12 protein-coding genes are annotated in these 15,952 nt (G+C 76.6%); 5 read left to right on the forward strand and 7 right to left on the reverse strand.

Going from position 1 to position 15,952, the window contains the following annotated elements; genetic code table 11:
- Window positions 1–15: 15 nt before the first annotated feature.
- A complete protein-coding gene (locus OG550_RS04035; protein ID WP_327674564.1) occupies window positions 16–558 on the reverse strand; it encodes a GNAT family N-acetyltransferase in 543 nt (180 codons plus the stop codon).
- Between the two features lie 379 nt (window positions 559–937).
- On the opposite strand from OG550_RS04035, the gene OG550_RS04040 reads away from it, so the two are divergent.
- Together OG550_RS04040 and OG550_RS04045 are read left to right on the forward strand one after the other, a co-directional pair.
- Window positions 938–2,185, forward strand: coding sequence for a hypothetical protein (locus OG550_RS04040; RefSeq protein WP_327674566.1), 1,248 nt, complete (start codon window positions 938–940; stop codon window positions 2,183–2,185).
- The gene (locus OG550_RS04045; RefSeq protein ID WP_327674568.1) at window positions 2,169–2,951 is read left to right on the forward strand and encodes a hypothetical protein; all 783 of its coding nucleotides are present in this window, start codon (window positions 2,169–2,171) and stop codon (window positions 2,949–2,951) included. Before OG550_RS04040 ends, OG550_RS04045 begins: the two co-directional genes overlap by 17 nt.
- 276 nt (window positions 2,952–3,227) lie before the next feature.
- On the opposite strand, the gene OG550_RS04050 is transcribed toward OG550_RS04045, so the two are convergent.
- Window positions 3,228–4,124 (reverse strand): alpha/beta hydrolase, encoded by an 897-nt coding sequence (locus OG550_RS04050; RefSeq protein ID WP_327674570.1) that lies wholly within the window; start codon window positions 4,122–4,124, stop codon window positions 3,228–3,230.
- A 118-nt stretch (window positions 4,125–4,242) separates the two neighbouring features.
- Here OG550_RS04050 and OG550_RS04055 point away from each other — a divergent pair, with 118 nt between their 5' ends.
- Window positions 4,243–5,277: a helix-turn-helix domain-containing protein gene (locus OG550_RS04055; protein WP_327674572.1), complete on the forward strand. Its 1,035-nt coding sequence runs from the start codon at window positions 4,243–4,245 to the stop codon at window positions 5,275–5,277.
- Window positions 5,278–5,641: 364 nt separating this feature from the next.
- Here the strand turns inward: OG550_RS04055 and OG550_RS04060 are convergent, their stop codons facing one another.
- The 5 genes from OG550_RS04060 to OG550_RS04080 all read right to left on the reverse strand — a co-directional run bounded on the left by OG550_RS04060 (window position 5,642) and on the right by OG550_RS04080 (window position 14,249).
- Window positions 5,642–9,151 carry a protein kinase domain-containing protein gene (locus tag OG550_RS04060; RefSeq protein ID WP_327674574.1) on the reverse strand — a complete coding sequence of 1,170 codons (3,510 nt, stop codon included), beginning with the start codon at window positions 9,149–9,151 and terminating at the stop codon, window positions 5,642–5,644.
- Between the two features lie 29 nt (window positions 9,152–9,180).
- A complete protein-coding gene (locus OG550_RS04065) occupies window positions 9,181–9,750 on the reverse strand; it encodes an FHA domain-containing protein (RefSeq protein WP_327674575.1) in 570 nt (189 codons plus the stop codon).
- Window positions 9,738–10,373 carry a 4Fe-4S single cluster domain-containing protein gene (locus OG550_RS04070; RefSeq protein WP_327674577.1) on the reverse strand — a complete coding sequence of 212 codons (636 nt, stop codon included), beginning with the start codon at window positions 10,371–10,373 and terminating at the stop codon, window positions 9,738–9,740. Before OG550_RS04070 ends, OG550_RS04065 begins: the two co-directional genes overlap by 13 nt.
- A gap of 161 nt (window positions 10,374–10,534) precedes the next feature.
- On the reverse strand, window positions 10,535–12,766 hold the full coding sequence (locus OG550_RS04075) for an AAA family ATPase (protein WP_327674579.1): 2,232 nt from the start codon (window positions 12,764–12,766) through the stop codon (window positions 10,535–10,537).
- A gap of 4 nt (window positions 12,767–12,770) precedes the next feature.
- A complete protein-coding gene (locus OG550_RS04080; protein WP_327674581.1) occupies window positions 12,771–14,249 on the reverse strand; it encodes a hypothetical protein in 1,479 nt (492 codons plus the stop codon).
- 286 nt (window positions 14,250–14,535) lie between these two features.
- On the opposite strand from OG550_RS04080, the gene OG550_RS04085 reads away from it, so the two are divergent.
- The gene (locus OG550_RS04085; protein WP_327674583.1) at window positions 14,536–15,237 is read left to right on the forward strand and encodes a DUF3168 domain-containing protein; all 702 of its coding nucleotides are present in this window, start codon (window positions 14,536–14,538) and stop codon (window positions 15,235–15,237) included.
- Window positions 15,238–15,241: 4 nt separating this feature from the next.
- On the forward strand, window positions 15,242–15,916 hold the full coding sequence (locus tag OG550_RS04090; RefSeq protein WP_327674585.1) for an RES family NAD+ phosphorylase: 675 nt from the start codon (window positions 15,242–15,244) through the stop codon (window positions 15,914–15,916).
- Window positions 15,917–15,952 lie beyond the last annotated feature (36 nt).

Consider the following 15,952-nt stretch of genomic DNA (forward strand, 5'->3'; position numbering starts at 1 on the left):
GAGGCGGCCCGGCCGTCAGCGGGCGGTTGCGGTGTACTGGTCGGCGGACAGCGCGAACACCCGGACCCGCCGGCCGGAGGTGGGGTTGACGGTCTCGCGGACCGGCTGCATGCCCAGTTTGGTCATGATCCGCTCGGAGGCGTCGTTGCCCACCTGGGCGATGCTGACGATCCGCTCCAACCCCCGCTCCTCGAAGCCGAACCGCACGGCGGCCACCGCGGCCTCGGTGGCCAGGCCCCGTCCCCAGTGGGGGCGTCCCAGCCGCCAGCCGACCTCGACCGCCGGCAGCACCTCGGGCAGGAAGTGGGGCACCGAGAGGCCGGTGAACCCGGCCAGTTCGCCGGTGGCCCGGATCTCCACGGCGAACAGGCCGAAGCCCCGTGACTCCCACTCCCCCTCCCAGGCCCGGATCCCGTCGCGGGTCTGCCGTTCGTCGCGGACGCCGCCGTCCCGGATCCACCGCATGACCTCGGGGTCGGCGTTGACGGCGGCCATCGGCGCGATGTCCTCCTCGCGCCAGCGGCGCAGGATCAACCGGGGAGTCTCAAGGGTGACCATCCGAGCATTCTGACCCGCCGATGGACTTCCCGTCATCCACACCCCCGCCGGCCGGTCCCCGTGCCGGATCCGGCCGCGGACGTGCCCGCTCCGCGGACGCCCTGGCGAACCATCGGGAGCGAACTCCCGGTCCTCCAGGTACTCGTCGAAGATGCCCACCGCCCCATCAGACCAGCCGGGAGCCTCCCGCCGCGCTTCTCCGCACACCGCCCGCGGAGCGGAGTGCGTTGCCCGCTGCCGGGCCCCGTGAGAGCATCGGTTCCCCACGGTCCGTCTCCATCCCCTCGCGCTCGACGGCGCGGAGGAAAGAGTGCGGGCCTTTGCCGTGTCCACGGATTCGAGAGATCCACCGAGCTCCGCGAACGACAGGTACCGCTTGATGCACACGACAGGGCCGACGGAAGCGCGCATCGAGGAGGCGAACACCGTCCTGGTCGCACCTCCGACGCTGCGGGACGACGACGTGTTCGGGGACTTCCTCGGGTCCGTGATCACGCCGGAGGACCTCGCGTCCGGTTCGCACGACCTCGCGGGGAGGACCGTCTACCTGTGCGGCGACGTCTCCGCGGTCCCGCACCGTCGGCTGGAGTCGGCCGCAAGGGTGTTCATCGTCCGGGAGCTGTCACACGGTCACGCCGGGAACGCCGGGGACGCCGGGGGACCCTGGCCCCTGGTCGACGCCGGCCGCGTCCCGGTCCGCGTCCACGGCGTCGGCGTGTACTACCGCCGCTTCTTCGACCCCGGCGCCGATCACTTCGGACGGATCCGCGCGGAGCACGCGTTCCAGTCCCTGACGGAGTCCACCAAACCCGGGACGGCCCACCGCAGCGGGATCTACCTCACGCCCGTCACGCGCGACGGGGACGACCTGCACTTCCGCCTGCTCCGGTGCTCCACGAACCTCTCGGGGCCGACCGAGGGCTTCCGCCCGACCGACACGCAGATCGTGGAGGCCCTGAACCGCGAGGCCGCCGCCGTCTTCCGGGACCACGCACCGCTGAACCACGTCCTCGCCCAGACCTACCACAACACCCTCGCCACGGCCGAGCGCAAGCAGTCCAAGGCCAGGATCTCGGCCCACGCCGACAAGACCAAGGACATGCCCGTCAACGGCGTCATGGCCTTCTGCACCTTCTACGACCGGCTCGACGGACTGCGGCCGCTGGCCGGGGACCCCTTCGATCTGGGCGTGAAGGGTGCCAGCGGGCTGACCCGGCTCCGGTTCCACCTCAAGGAGCCCGGGAGGCGGACCACCGGGCCCGACGGGGCAGCGCTCCCCGAGCAGTTCACCCTGACCCTCCACCCCGGCTCCGTGTTCCTCATGCCGCTGTCCACCAACCGCCTGTACACCCACGAGATCCGGCCCTCGGCACTGGACGCCGGGCTGCTCCCGACCCGCCTGGGCTACGTGGTGCGCTGCTCGAAAGCCGAAGCCGTCCACAGGGACGGCCACACGTTCCTCACGACGGCCGACGGCCCGGTGCGGCTGGGACCGCCCACACCGGCCGGCATGGACGAGCTGCGCAGGCTGTACGCGGAGGAGAACAGGACCTCGTCCTTCGTCGACTACGGCGACGCGTTCCCCTTCAGCATGAACACGGGGGACTACCTTGCCCCCCGGGCCTAGGATCCCGGACGAGATCCTCTCGTGCACCCTGCCGGCCGGGGAGGACCTCTTCGCCGAGCTGTCCGCGTCGGCCCGCCTGGACGACGTCGGAAAGGGCCGGCGCGGTGCCGTGCTCACCAGGACCGACGGGACCGGTGGCGTGCCCCTCGTCCGGACCACCACGCGGTACGGCGGCCCGGCGCAGCCCTTCCGGGCGGTGCACGAGCGGCTGGCACGACAGGTGCGGGAACTCCTGGCGCTCCCGGTCGGCTTCGACAACGCCCTCATCGAGACCTACACGAACGCCTACCGGACCATGGGCAGCCACTCCGACCAGGCCCTCGACCTGGCCGACGGTTCGTTCATCGCCCTCTTCTCCTGCTACCGGCACCCCGAGGCCACCCCGCCGAGGAAGCTGGTCTTCGAATCCAAGGCGTCCGGCGAGGGGTCGGGTGACGAGGGGTTCGAGGTCCCCCTCACCCACCACGGCGTCGTCGCCTTCTCCGTCGCCTCGAACCGGCGGCTCCGGCACAGGATCGTCCTGGACGCGCCCGCGCAGCCGGCGGACAACCAGTGGCTGGGGGTGACCTTTCGGACGTCGAAGACCATCGTCCGGTTCCGCGACGGAGAGGCGTACCTCCGGGAGGGCGAGCGCCTCGTACCGGCCGACGACGAGCAGCGGCAGGAGTTCTACCGGCTGCGGCGCCGCGAGAACCGGGAAACGGACTTCGTCTACCCCCCGCTCACGTACACCCTCAGCGAGGGCGACCTGATGCCGCCCGGCTGACCCGCCGGCCGGGCCCGGGGCCGTCCGTCCCCTGTGCGGACGGCTCCGGGCGCACCGGCGCGGCGCGTCAGTCGGGCTGCATGAGGCACGGCGCGTCAGGCGCAGCGTGTCCGGCACGGCGCGTCCGGCGCGGCGCGTCAGGCGCAGCGTGTCCGGCACGGCGCGTCCGGCGCGGCACGGCCTGTGCGGCGCGCCCCACCGGGCGGGCCGCTGCCGATCGCCACGGCCCGCCGGGCGGAGCCGCGACCGCAGCCACGACCGCAGCCACGGCCACCGTCACCCCGCCATGGCACGGCGCAGCGCGGCGGCGAGTTCGGCGACCTGCCGTTGGGAGACCTCGGCGGACAGGATCGCCTGCGAACCGTGGAACGTGCCCGGCCACTGGTGCAGTTCGACCGAGACCCCGGCCCGCAGCAGGCGCAGCGCGTACTCGATGTTCTCGTCCCGGAGCGGGTCGAACTCCGCGCTGGCGATGTACGCCGGTGGCAGGCCGGACACGTCGGCGGCCCGGGCCGGGGCCGCGTACGGGGTGGCCGGCCGGCCGCCGAGGTAGTGCCGCCAGGACGCGGCGATCTTGTCCCGGTCCTGCCAGGGCGTGTCGGTGAAGTTCACCTGCGACCACGTCTCCTGGCGGTCGTCCAGCCCGGGCTCGTTGAGCAGCTGGAAGCGGATCGGCGGCCCCTGTTCGTCGCGCGCCCGCAGCGCCGCCCCGGCCGCGAGCCCCGCGCCCGCGCTGTGGCCGCCGACCGCTATCAGCGCCGGGTCCACGCCGAGTTCGGCCGCGTGCTCGGCCGTCCAGGCCAGGACGGCGAGGACGTCGTCGAGGGCCGCCGGGTAGTGGTGTTCGGGGGCCCGGCGGTAGTCCACCGAGATCACCACCGCGCCCGAGCCGGCGGCGAGCATGGCGGCCCACGGGTGTTCGGTGTCCAGGTCGCCGAAGACCATGCCGCCGCCGTGCATCCAGACGACGGCGCCCCGGGCGTGCTGCGGGCGGTAGATCCGCACGGGCACGCCCGGGTCGCCGGGCACCGTGCGGTCCTCGACGGTCATGCCCGAGGTGTCGGGTGCCGGGCGCGCGGCGGCCCGGGCGGCGAAGTCCCTGCGGGTGGCGAGCGGTTCGGCCATGTCGATCGGCGGGAGCATCGGGATGAATGCTTCGAGTTCGGGATCCATGACGACCATCCTGCGGGGCCGCCGCCCCGGGGTCGCCCGCCGTCCGTCGCGCGTCCCGGCCCGATCACGCGCCGTCCGGCGGCTCCGCCCCGCCGCGGCGGGGACCTATCCTCCTGCCATGGAGGCACTGGCCGATCGGCTGTCGCAACTGGATTCGCACGTCCACGGCGCGATCCGCGTCGTCGCGTTCTACGACACGCTGATGCGCCGCCGGGTGGACCTCGCCGCGCTCGCCCGGGCCTCGGCGGGCCTGGCCGAGTGCGTGGCCGGGGTGCGGCTCCACGGCGCGGGGCGGACGATCCGCATGACGGCCGACGGGCGGGAGGCGTCCGCCCCGTCGGCGCCCGCCTCCAGCACGGCGCCGGTGACCCTCGACGACGAGGAGATCGGCGCGGTGTGGCTGGAGCGCCCCGGCCCGCCGAACCCGCTCGACGACGTGCTCCTCGACCGGCTCGCCATCGCCGTCGCGGCGGCCGCCGAACGCTACGGCCCGGCCCGCACCACCATGGCCGACCCGGCCCTGGTCGAGCTGGTGGTCGGTTCCGACGGCGACGAGGCGGCCAGGGCGCGGGCGCTGCGCCTGCTGGGCTTCGACGCCGGCCGGCCGGTCCGGGTGGTCGCCGTGCGGTCGCCGCTGCCCCTCGACCGGATCGGCGGCCTGGTCTGCCCGGACCACCCGGTGAAGGCGGCCCGGATCGCCGACACGGGCGTCATCCTGGCCGGCGCCGTCGACGCGGCACGGTTCCCCGCCGGTGTCCGCGCGGGCCTCGGCGCCGCCGTGCGGCCCGACCTGTCCTGGCGGGAGGCCCGCACCGCCCTGCGCTTCACCACCGCGCGCCGGCCGGTCGTCCGCCACGAGGAGCTCGGGTCCCTGGCGCTGCTCGCCGACGTGCCCCCGGAGGCCGTGCGGAACAACGCCGACGTGGCCGCGATCGCCCGGATCGCCGACAGCCCGGAGGAGTTGGAGACCCTGGACGCCTACTGCGCCACCGGCTCCCTGCGCCGGGCGGCGGACCTCCTCCACCTGCACCACAGCAGCGTCGCCCGCCGGCTGGAGCAGACCGCCAGGACCCTGGGCATCGAGCTCACCGAACCCGCCGGGCTGCTGCGGGCCGGGCTCGCGCTCACCGCGTGGCGGCTGCTCGACGACTGAGCGGGCGGTCTGCGGGTGGCGGTCGGCGGGTGGCGGTCGGCGGGGTCGCCACCGGCGGGATCCGCGACGACCGGCCGTCCACCTGTCCGCCGTCACCGGGGCCCCGCCCGGTGTCCGACGCCCGCCCGCCGGTGTCGGGCGGGCGGTGCCGTGACGCGGCACCGGGCGGTCCTCCGTCGGACGGACGGGCCCCGCCACGTACGGCGGATCCCCGGGGAGCGGACGTACGGCGGCCCGGCCGGTCCCGGCGGCGGCGCACCCGAGCCCGCTGCCGACCGCCGCCCGGCGACCGCCGCCACCCGCACCGGGTCAGGCGGGCGGCGCCGAGCCGTACGACCCCGGGACTCCCCGGCCTCCGCCCCCCTCACTCCCCCGCCCTGCGGGCCGTCCACACGGCCGTGTAGCAGGCGAGCGGGAGGGCCACGAGCAGGGCGGCCCAGAAGGCGGCGTGGCCCCACAGGCCGGCGATCCAGCCGAACAGGCCGTCCGGCACCGGGATCCGCAGGGCCTCCAGCGGTCCGAGCGGCGGCGGCCAGGCTCCGAGGACGACGACGCCCACCGCCGACCCGGCCAGCAGGCGGGGTGCGGCCCGCGGCGTGGCCGTCGCGCTGAGGAAGGCGAGGAAGGCCAGCAGGACGAGGAAGTCCGCCTGGTAGGCGGCGCCGACCTGACCGGTGCCCCAGGACTCCGGGGTCGGATGGGGCCCGCTGACGGCGAGTCGGACCTCGACGGCGGCCCAGAGCAGCAGCGCCAGGACGAGGGTGCCGCCCGCCGCGAAGACCAGCCGGTCGCGGAAGCCGTCGCGGCCGGTGCGCCAGCGGTCGGGTCCGGCGCCCCGGGCGCGGCGCCGGGCCGCGAGCCGTCGGCGGTCGCCGGTGGCCCGCTGTTCGGCCTCGGTGGCGGGGGCGAGCAGCCAGCGGTTGGAGCGGTCGTTGAGGGCCAGCGCGAGGACGACGGCGGCCGTCGCCGCGACGCCCGCCCAACTGCCCAGGCCGCCTTCGAACATGATCACCCGCTCGACCACCGTGGGCGGCGGCTTGAGCACCGTCATGGGGGGACCGAGCCGCAGGTAGCCGATGGCGAAGGCGGCGGCCACGACCAGGAAGAGCACCCGCCGGCCGATCCGCGCCGGGTAGGCGGCCACCGCGACGGCGGCGGCGAGGGCCGCGCCCAGCTGTCCGACCGTCTCGCGGGCCGCCTGTTCCCCGGCGGTCCGCAGCGGGCCCCCGAACGCGCCCTCGGGCAGGATCGCGCCGCCCACCCCGGCGTCGACGGCGATCCGCCAGACCGCGCCCGACCAGAGCGTCAGGGCGAGGCCGAGGAGCAGCAGCACGGCGGCCGCCGCGCGCCGGGGAAGTGCGCCCCGGGCGCCCCGCCACCAGGCGCGCGCCGACGTCTTCCAGGCGCCCCGTCCGGCACCGGTCCGCGCCCCCTCGGCACGGACGCTCCGCACGTGCAGCACCGCGGCCGCGGCCAGCACGGCCCGGCCGTCGGCCGTGGCCGGGGCGGCGGCCAGCGCACGGCGGCGCAGCTCCGCCCAGGTGCGCCGGAACCGGTCCCGCTCACCGCGCAGCACGGCCGACCGCACCGTACCGGCCGCGTCGGCGACGACGGTGGCGGCCGTGTGGGCCGCCGCGGGCAGCACGCGCAGCGGGCCCGGCAGCGAGGAGAGCCGCCGCACCACCGCGAGGCGCTGCTCGTCGGGCTGGACGGTGAGCAGCAGGGCCCAGCGCCGGGCCGCCGTCCGCTCCTCGGCGGTGAGCCCGCCGTCACCGCCCCCGCCGCGGCCACCACGGCGCCCGCCCCTGCGGCCGCCGCCCCCGCCCCGGCCGCCCAGGGCCCGGGCCTCCCGCTCGACCGCGTCCATGACGGCGGGCAGTTCGGTCAGCGCGAGCAGCCGGAGGCAGGACCGTTCCGGGCAGGCCGCGTGCCCGCAGCGGAACCGGGCGGCCAGGGCCGGCAGCCCGGCGGCGATCAGTTCGTCGACGAAGGCGGCGGCGTCCTCCTCCCCGGCCAGCCGGGCCAGCCCGATCGAGTCCACCCTGCGGTCCCGCACGGACGGGACCGCCTCCGGCGCGAACACCGCGCCCAGCGCCAGCACCGCGCGGGAGGCCGCACGCGACCGGTCCTGTGCGGTGCCGCGGTCGACGTCCTTCAGGTAGTGGAGGTCGAGCGCGGTGTCCTTGACCTCGTCGCGGAGCCAGTCGCGCAGCCGCCGCGCCCCACCGCCGACCAGCCAGGCCGCCGCGTCGGCCGACCCGGCGAGCATCGTCTCCGCCAGCGCCGCCGGGTCGTGGAAGTCGGCTCCCCGGTAGGCGATCGGTCGGTGCGCGGGCCCGGTCGCGGCCTTGGGCGCCTCGGGTGCGACTCGGCTGCGCACCACCTCGGGGGTCCCGCCGGACAGCCAGTCGCGGACCTGCGGGGCGGTCCAGCGGTCGGCCGGCTCCTTGGTGAACAGGCCCTGCAGCAGCAGCCTCCGGCGCTCGTCGGCCACCGCGGCGAGGTCCACCTCGTCGTCCATCACCAGCCGGTACTGCAGGGCCTCGTCGCTGACCAGCCCGCCGTCCGCGCGCCGGAAGCGGGTCCGGCCGGTGAACACCTCGTACAGGATGGTGCCCAGCGCCCACCACGGCCCGGCCCGGTGGTTGTGCCCGGCCAGCTGCTCGGGCGCCATGTAGGCGACGGTGACCTGCATGTCGGCGGAGAAGCGGCGGCTGGCGGTGAGTCTGGCGACGCCGCCGAAGTCCGCCACCACGAACTGGGGCGCCGACGGACCGCCCCGGCCGCCCGGCCGGACCAGGATGTTCGCCGGTTTGAAGTCCACCGGGTTGCGGTCGACCGTGGTCTGCCAGAAGTCCAGCAGCGCGACCAGCTCGCGGATGATCCGCTCGGTCTCGCCGGGCCGGTCGAGCCGGCCCCGGCGGCGCAGGTCGGCGACGTGGTCGGCGAGGGTGACCGGCAGGTACTCCATCGCCATCCAGTCGCGGAGCGCGCCCGCGTGCTCGATCCGCCCGTGGCCGAGGATCTCGGGGACGTGGCGGCGGAAGGCGGTGTCGCCGAGGTGGGTGAGGAGTTCGGTGTCGGCCTGCACGCCGGGGTTGCCGACCTTGACGGCCGCGTCGCCGCCGCCGTCGGCGCGGTGGACGTGCCAGACGGTGCCCTCGCTGCCGGAACCGGCGGGGCGGACGGGCCGGTAGCGGTCGGTGAGGGCGGCGGGGAAGGCGTCCGGGGAGGCGGGGGTGGGCTCGGCGGGGGGCGCGGCGGACGAGCCGGCGGCGGGCGGGGGCTGCGCCGCACGGGGGCGCTGGACGCGGGTGGGTGCGCCGGGTGCGGCGGGCGCGGGCCCGGCGGCGGTGGGGGCGGGCCCGCCCCGCTGGAGGCGGGTGCGCGGCCCGGGGACGGCGCCGCCGGTGCCCTTGCCGCTGTCCGTTCCCTTGCCGGAGCCGGTGCCGGTTCCGGTACCGGTGGTCGCTCCGGCGCCGCTGCCTGCGCCTCCACCTGCACCAGTGCCTGTGCCTGCGGGGCGGTTCCCCCGCTGGAGCCGGGTCCGCGGGCTCTCGGCCGGACCCGCGTCCGGGCTGCCGGCCTGACCTCCCGCCTGACCGCCCGCCTGACCGCCCGCCTGACCGCCCGCCCGGCCACCGGCCGGGTTCCCCGCCGGTGGCCCTCCGGTACCGGCCCGGCCGCCGTTCGCCGGCCGGGCCGGGCGCTGGAGCCGGGTCCGCGGGCTCTCCGCGGGCGCGGCCTCCCCCGGCCCCGGCGCCTGCCCCGCTCCCCGGTCCGGGGCCTGGTCCTGCCGCTTCCCCTGTCCCGGCCCCTGTCCGCGGCCCTGCTTCCGCGTGGCCGGGCCCGGTTCCGGTGGTGTGTCGGCCATGGCGCCGTTCTCCTCCTCGCGCCCCCGGCTCACCGGGGAGCGCCGAACTCGTCGATCTCGATCACCTGGACGTCGATGTCCTCCGCGAACCGCAGCCGGTGCCCCGGCCACACCGCGGTCGGCCCGTCGACCGGGCGGTCGTCGACGTGGGTGCCGTTGGTCGATCCCAGGTCCTCGACGTGGAGGACCCCGTCGATCCAGCGCAGCCGCGCGTGGTGCCGGGAGAGCTGGTCGAACCCGGCCAGACCGGGGATCGCGGCGCAGTCCGGTTCGTCCCGGCCGATGGCCAGCCCGCCGCCGCCGCGCTGGTGTTCGCCGCGGACCGGCAGCAGCGCGCCCGCGATCACCAGCGCCAGCCGCACCACCGGCCGGGCGGGCCGGGCGGGCCGGGTGGCCGCGTCGGGTGTGCCGCCCGCGGGGGCCGCCGGGGCGGGCGGAGGGGCGGGCTGAGAGGTCGTCGGGGCGGGCGGAGGCGCGTCCTGCGCCGGGTCGTGCCGCTCCAGCTCCACGAAGAAGTGCACCTGGCAGTACCCGCGGGTGCCGGAGGTCGGACACTCCCCCGGTGCTCCCACCGGGCAGCGGTAGATCACGGTCGCCACGAAGTCTCCCGGAGGGTCACGCCGCGCCGGACCAGGTCCCGTTCGATCCGGCCCAGGTCGCCGGGGCGCGGCACCCCGATCACCCGGACCTCGCCCTCGGTGACGTGCACCTGGAGTTCCGGCCGCTCGGGGCGGTGGTCCAGATAGGGCGCGTAGCGCTCCCGGCCGAGGGCCGTGCGGGTCACCAGCCGCTGGTTGGCCGAACCGCGCCAGGCCAGCGTGGTCGGCTGCCCGGCCCGGTAGCGGCCGGTGACGACCGCGTCGGCGCCGGACAGCGCGGAGGCGGTCGCCGGGTCGGCGGCCAGTTCCTCCGGCTCCCAGCCGGTGTACACCAGCAGGTCGGCTGCCCGGCCGGAGCGGCGGCGCTCCTCGTCGGCGGCGGCGAGCAGGGCGGCGAGGGCGGGCGCCTGCTCCAGCGGTTCGCCGCCGCTCACGGTGAGGCCGTCGATGCCGTCGGCCAGCGCCGCACGCCACAGGGCCGCGAACCGCGCGGTCGTCAGCTCCCGTCCGGCGGAGGGCTCCCAGGTGTGGCGGGACATGCAGCCGGGGCAGGCCAGGGTGCACCCCTGGAACCAGACGCCCAGCCGCCGGCCCGGTCCGAGCGAGGTGACCGGCCGGTACACCTGGCTCACCCTGGCGGCGGGCGCGGCGGGCACGGCGGACGTGCCGGCCGGGACGCCGCCCGGCGCACCGGCCGCCGCAGCGGTCGACGCCGCAGCGGTCGACGCCCCGGCAGGCCCGGCAGCCGGTGGACCGCCCGGCCCGCCGTTCGCCGGCTCCCCGCTCACCCCGGCCAACGGTTCACCTCCAGCCGGTAGCCCTCGCCGTCCCCGTCGCCCTCGACCGACGCCACCTCGATCCGCTCGCCGCGCTTCGGCGGGGTCCGGAAGATCTCCTGGGACAGCGGGTTGACCAGCGCCGACTCGACGGCGGTCAGGACGCCGCGCCCGCCGTGGTCGAGCCGCCGGGTCGCCTCGACCCGGAGCACCTCCCAGGCGTCGTCGGCGACGGTCAGCTCGGCGCCGTGCACCTCCCGGATCCGGCCCGCCACGGAGGCGATCGCCTTGTCCAGGATCTGCGGCACCCACTTGTCCTGCATGAAGTCCATCGGGATGAAGTTGTCGCCGAACCGGTTGCGCAGCTCCGGCCGCCGGATCTGTTCGTTGAAGAAGAGGTCGAAGGCCTCGCGCAGCGCCTGGCGGACCACCGCCGGGTCGTCGTGCCGGGTGAGCCGGCGGCGGCCGGTGCGCTCGGATCCCTCCTGCGCCGGGTCGCCGGCCTGCGGGACGGGGTCGGCGGCCGGATCCGGTGCCTGGCCGCCGGCCGGGTCGGCCGCCGGGTCGGCGGCAGGCCCGCCGTGCCCCGCCGACGTCCCCCGCCCCCGGCCCCCGGGGCGCTCCGTCACCCCGGTCGTGGCGATCCCGAGGTTCGAGGTGAAGACCAGGACGCATTCGGTGAAGTAGACGGTGGCGCCGCGCCCGTCGGTGAGCCGGCCGTCCTCCAGGATCTGCAGGAACAGGTCGAACAGCCGCGGGTTCGCCTTGTCGATCTCGTCGAAGAGCAGCACGCTCATCGGGTTGGCGCGGACCGCGTTGGTCAGCTCGCCCCCCGCGTCGTGGCCGACGAACCCCGGCGGGGCGCCGATCAGCCGGTCCCGGGCGTGCTCCTCGGCGAACTCGCTCATGTCGAAGCGGATCGGCCGGGCGTCCTTGCCGAGGATCATCTCGGCGACGCCCTTGGCGAGTTCGGTCTTCCCGACCCCGGTCGGGCCGGAGAGGAAGAGGGTGCCGCGCGGCCGGCTCGGCGAGCTGGACGACTGCGCGCCGTTCAGCCCGGCCGCCGAGCGCATGAAGATCTCCAGCGTGCGGCGCACGGCGTACGGCTGTCCGATCACCTTGCCGTTGAGGAACCGCTCGCCGTCGGCGATCCGCTCGCGCAGCGCGGCGGTGGCCCACGGGTTGTCGAGCACGCCGATCCGGTAGAGCCGGGCCGCCTCGTCCAGCCGCTGGACCGGCAGGCTGCGGTCCAGCGCCATCCGGCCGATCGCCATCACCTCCGAACTGCCCATGCCGTGGGAGGAGTCGGCGAGCGCCTTCGCGGCGGCGGCGGTCTCCGCCGCGTCGAGCGCCGCCCCACCGGTCGCCGCCTGGTAGCGGGCCAGCCCGCCGACCACGTGCCGGGCGGCGGCGAGCCGCTGGTCGTGCGGCGGCTGCGGCACGTTGATCACCCGTACCGCGCGGCTGCCGACCGCGAACTCCATCGGCAGGTCCTCCTGCCGCTCCACCACCCAGAACACCGTGTTGTACGGCGTCACGACCGTGCTGCCCTGCACCGGGCGGGCGGTGTGGCCGAGCTCCTCGGCGGCGGCGAACAGCCGGGCGGCCTCCCCGGCGACGGGGGCGCGCGCCGAGCCGAGCCGCGCCGCGTACGGGACGACCAGCCCGACCGGCGGGCCGGGGTGGCGGACCACTCCCACCATCGCGTCGCGCAGCCGGTCCAGCATATCCGGCTCGTCCTCGTCGTCCGAGCCGCCCGCCGAGCCGCCCGCCCCGCCACCGCGCCGCCACCGCTCGTCGCGCTCGGCGAACTCCCGGATCACCTCCGGGACCTCCTGGAGCGTCGCACTCAGCCGCAGCAGGGCGATCCGGTCGTTCACCTGGTCGACGAAGGCGAGCGCGCCGTAGCCGCGGGCCATGCAGAGCGACTCGATCACCCCGCTCAGCGTGTAGGGGGCGAGGGTCGGGCTGCTGCCGGCGGCGTGGTCGTCCGGCAGCAGGTACTGGTCACGGACGTTGCCGGTCAGCAGCACCTGCGGGTAGACGGTGAGCGCCATGTCCAGCTCGCGGATCCAACTGGGCGTGGCCGTACGACCGTCGTCGCCGTCCTCCGGCGCCGCTCCCCGTGCCGGGTCCTCCGCCGTGCCCTGCGGCGTGTCCGGTGGCGCGTCCTTCCGCAGGTCCGCCCTCCCGCCGTCCGCGCCGCCCGCGCCGTCCCTGCCCACGTTCCCACCGCTCACGTTCTCACCGCTCACGCTGTCGCTGCTGCTGCTGGTAGGCCGAGGCGGCGTTCGCCGCGCCCTTCCGGCCCTGGTTCTTCCGGCGGCGCGGGGCGACGGCGGCCGGCGGCGGCCACGAACCGTCCGGCACCACGCCGGCGGCCATCATGCCCGGCGCCATCGCCGACGTCCGCTCCAGCCGCACGCCCTGCTGCCGGACGCCCTCCTCGATGGCGGGCAACTGCTCGTCGCAGAACCACTGCTGGACCAGCTCGTCCTGCTCCTCGCCCAGGGCCCCGTCCGCGCCCCGCTCCGCCGACCGCTCCGCCGCCCGGTCGCCGGATGGGTCGCCGGACCGCTTGACGACCGAGGTCGAGAGCGTCGCGCGGTCCGGGGAGAGCACCAGCCGCAGCCCGTACCCGGCCACCGGCGCCTCGCCCGCTTCGCCGCGCCCGGCGCCGTCGCCGCCGGTGCGGTCGCCCGCTCCGGGGTCGCCGAACGGCACCACCACCTCGCCCTCGGCGGCGAGCAGGTCGGTGAAGTCCTCGCCCACCAGGTAGTCCCGCTCGCGCAGCACCTCGGCGAGCGCGGCCGCGACCGGCACCCGGTTCCGGCGGGCGTCCGCCCGGGCCACCGCCGCCTCCACCGCGGGCCGCAGGTACGCCGGGTCGTCGGCGGCCGCGAGGTCGGCGACCAGCCGGTCACGCTCCTCCGGCTCCGCCTCCTGCGCCAGTTCCACCAGGGCGGCGCGCAGTTCGGCGCGCTCCTCCTCGCGCCTGCGGCGCTGCACCGAGTGCTGGACGAGCGCCGCCAGGTCGGTGAGCGTCGTCCGCACCTCGGAGACGGTGCCGGCCGCCCTCAGCGAGCGCACCAGCCCCGCCACCTGCTCCAGGTCGGCGGGGTCGCAGCGGGGCACGTCCCGGTCGAGCATCGCCTGCGCCTCGGCGAGCGCGCCCGCCCGGACGCCCTCGGTCCGGTCGGCCTGCTCGCGCGCGGCGGCCTCCGCCGCCTCGGCCGCGGCCCGCGCCGCGGCCCGCGTGTCGGCCCGGGTGGACGCCTTCGCCGGACGCGGCCGCTCCGGTTCGGCCACCGCCTCCGGCAGGACCGCCGCCCAGACGCCCTGCGCCGCCTCCGCCAGCTCGCGCGCCGCCCGGCCGTTGGCCTCCCTGGCCCGCTCGATCGCCCGCGTCAGCTCCGCCTCGTCGGCACCCGCGCCGACGGTGACCGTCTCCACCCGCACCCGGCCGGACCGGTACGCGCGGTGCAGCTGCCCGGCCTCGCCGCGCAGGCCCTGCGCCTCCTCGTTCAACTCGCCGAGCCGGGCGCGCAGGTCGGCCCGCCGTTCCTCGGCGAGCAGCCGCTCGCGCAGCTCCGCCTGCCGCTGTCGGGCGCGCCGCAGGTTCTCGGCCCGCTGGGCCTCCGCGGCCAACTGCGCGCGCAGCCTGCGGCGGCGCTCGGCCTCCCGGTCGACGTAGGACCACCCGTATCCCGCGGAACTGCTCACCGGCCGCCTTCCGAGCGCGAGTCGTGACGTACGGTGCGGACCGGGAGGTACGGCACCGGTCGGACACCCTACGCGCGCCGTCGAGGCCGGTGCGGGTCGTGACGTCGGAACGACCACGCGAGGACCGGCACCGCCCCCGAGGTGCTGCTGAGTGCCCATCATGCCGCAGATCGCGGAGGGTTGTTCCCGCCTTGCGGGAATGGGTGATCACCCCTCGCACACGCACGGGAGGCGCTAGATTTGCCGCGGGTGAACGGCACGTCCGGCGAGCGGGAGGTGGTGCGCGGTGACACCGACCCAGGTCATGGCGGCCCTGCGGGACCACTGGGACGAGGTGTGGGCCCTGCTCGACGATCCGACCCGGACCGCACTGCTGGGCCTGGTCGAAAGGCTCCCGGAGGACCCCGAACGCGTGTCCCGCAAGATCAGCCGGCTCCTACTGGCGGCCGGCCCGCAGGCGTACGTCCTCTTCGGCGCGTCTACTTCCGACTCCGTACGCTTCATCCCCGGACCGCACGAGGCCCCCGGGCTGCTGGTCGCCCTCGCCGTCTCGCTCCGGGAACTGGGCCGGCGGACGGCCCCCGTCCTCTCGGAGGCCGGGGGCGCGCCGCCCGCCGACCCCGCCTCCCCCCGGCAGGCCGACGAGCAGCAGCTCGCGGACGACCGGCTGCTCGCCACCGGGAACGTCACCGCCGCCGAGTACCGGGCCGGCGGGCACGACCCCGCCGATCCCGACCTGATCCGGCTGACGGACCGCCAGGGCACCGTCCGCCTGCCGTCCTTCCAGTTCGACGGCGCCTCCGGGCACCCGCTCCCGCTGGTCGTGGAGGTCAACCGCCTGCTCGACGCCGACGACGACCCGTGGGGCGTCGCCGACTGGTGGCTGGGCGCCAACTCCTGGCTGGACGCCGTCCCCGCCCGCCTGCTGGGCACCCCCGACGAGCGCTCGCTGCTCGCGGCGGCCCGTGCCGAGATCGCGGAGTGGTGACCGGATGCCCGACGTGAAGGTCCCCGCCCCCACCGCGACCGCCGCCCCGCACCGCGAGGTGCTGCCCGCGGGCACCCTGCTCCACCGCGTCCACCTCGCCGCCTACCCGGCCACGGCGTTCAACCCGAACCCCGCCGACGCGCTCTACGAGGGCGGCCGGTTCTGCTCCTTCCAGGGCGACGGCGAGCACCTGCCGTACCTCTACGCGGGCTTCTCGGAGCGGACGGCCGTGATGGAGACCCTGGTCCGCGGGATCCCGTTCGACGAGAGGGGCTGGCGGCGGATCCGGCGCGCCGCCGTCCGGGGCCGGGTGCTGTCGCAGATCGAGACCACCTGCGACATCCCGCTCGTCGCCCTGATGACCCCGGACCAGCTCGCCGGGGTCCACCAGGACGAGTGGCTGGTCCACTCCACCCCCGAGACGTACGCCCGCACCCGCCGCTGGGCCGCCTGGATCCGCGGCCAGGCGCCGTGGGCGCTCGGCCTGAAGTGGCCGTCCAAGCGCGACCTGGCGAGCGCCGCCTGCATCCTCTACGAGCGCAACGGCGCGGCCGGCCTGGTCAAACCGGCGGGCCCGGAGCCCGTCCCGCTCGACACCGCCGCCGGCGCCGAGCTGCTCAACCGCCTGCTCGCCCCGGCCCGCACCCGGATCGAGCCGCCCCGCCGCCAGGCGCACTGACGGCGGGGGCGGGCTCAGCGAGACAGCCGGGCCCGG

It is taken from the genome of Kitasatospora sp. NBC_00458, from assembly GCF_036013975.1.
Taxonomy (GTDB): Bacteria; Actinomycetota; Actinomycetes; order Streptomycetales; family Streptomycetaceae; genus Kitasatospora.

Coding starts and splice junctions, on each gene's coding strand:
- OG550_RS04035 (WP_327674564.1), bottom strand. CDS start 558: ATGGTCACCCTTGAGACTCCCCGGTTGATCCTGCGCCGCTGGCGCGAG.
- OG550_RS04040 (WP_327674566.1), top strand. CDS start 938: ATGCACACGACAGGGCCGACGGAAGCGCGCATCGAGGAGGCGAACACC.
- OG550_RS04050 (WP_327674570.1), bottom strand. CDS start 4,124: ATGGATCCCGAACTCGAAGCATTCATCCCGATGCTCCCGCCGATCGAC.
- OG550_RS04055 (WP_327674572.1), top strand. CDS start 4,243: ATGGAGGCACTGGCCGATCGGCTGTCGCAACTGGATTCGCACGTCCAC.
- OG550_RS04060 (WP_327674574.1), bottom strand. CDS start 9,151: ATGGCCGACACACCACCGGAACCGGGCCCGGCCACGCGGAAGCAGGGC.
- OG550_RS04090 (WP_327674585.1), top strand. CDS start 15,242: ATGCCCGACGTGAAGGTCCCCGCCCCCACCGCGACCGCCGCCCCGCAC.